This is a genomic window from Klebsiella sp. 141162 (assembly GCF_050600755.1).
Classification (GTDB): domain Bacteria; phylum Pseudomonadota; class Gammaproteobacteria; order Enterobacterales; family Enterobacteriaceae; genus Klebsiella; species Klebsiella aerogenes.
This window is the reverse complement of record NZ_JAQIRI010000025.1, coordinates 1-783: the sequence shown is the minus strand read 5'-3', so window position 1 is coordinate 783 and position 783 is coordinate 1. Positions and strand designations below refer to the sequence as shown.

At 54.2% G+C, this 783-nt stretch carries 1 protein-coding gene; it reads right to left on the bottom strand.

What is annotated here, in order from left to right:
- A partial coding sequence (locus PGR23_RS24385; protein ID WP_430915673.1) for a DNA methyltransferase occupies positions 1–783 on the bottom strand: 783 nt, incomplete at both ends.

Sequence of the window (783 nt, the reverse complement as noted above, 5' to 3'; positions counted from 1 at the left end):
CAGGCGATACAGTCCATCCAGAAGCACTTTTAACGCCATTTCATCTTCCTGCGGTACCTGAATCAGTGATCCCAGCGTTTTTGCCCTAGTGAACAATGCCAAAGTACGCATCAGCAGCTTATATTCCGCGCTGTCGGTATTGGTCAGTGCCGTCCCTTCTGCAAACATATCTCCCATGCTGCCGCGCTGTACCTGCTGGTGGTAGTTCAGTCTGGTCCACAGCTCAGCGATATCCAGCTTACTTTCCTGCAGGGAAACAATATTCAAGCGAACGCCACGGCCTGGACTCAAAATGCGGCGATCGTCCTGGCGGGCCAGCATCAGCATCGCAAAACCAGACAGCTGTGCGGCACGGTCATCAATGTCCAGCCCAAAGAGATTGTTTTCCAGAATCAGCTGCGGGATATCCCGTGTACGGTAGCCACGCTCTTCGTAAATGGCCTTCAGCACGTTATAGGCTTCAGTCAGGATATGCCCGGAGCCGCAGGCCGGGTCCAGCACCTTGATACTTTCGGGTTCAATGCTGGATGGAGTGATGGCAGCCAGCTGCGCCTGCACTTCCGGCGTTTGCTCCGCTGGCTCAATGTAGTACGGCATTTTGCCTTTGAGGCTGGAGTCCGGATAGGTTTGCAGCCACTGGCGGCCCACCGAGTTCTGCACCAGGTACTGGACAATCCAGTTCGGGGTAAACAGCTGAGTAGCGGCGGGAATATCTTCGCTCTTTACCACCTTGCCGATCACATCGTCTTTTTTCTCGGAGATGTAAAACTGATACAGCCAGCC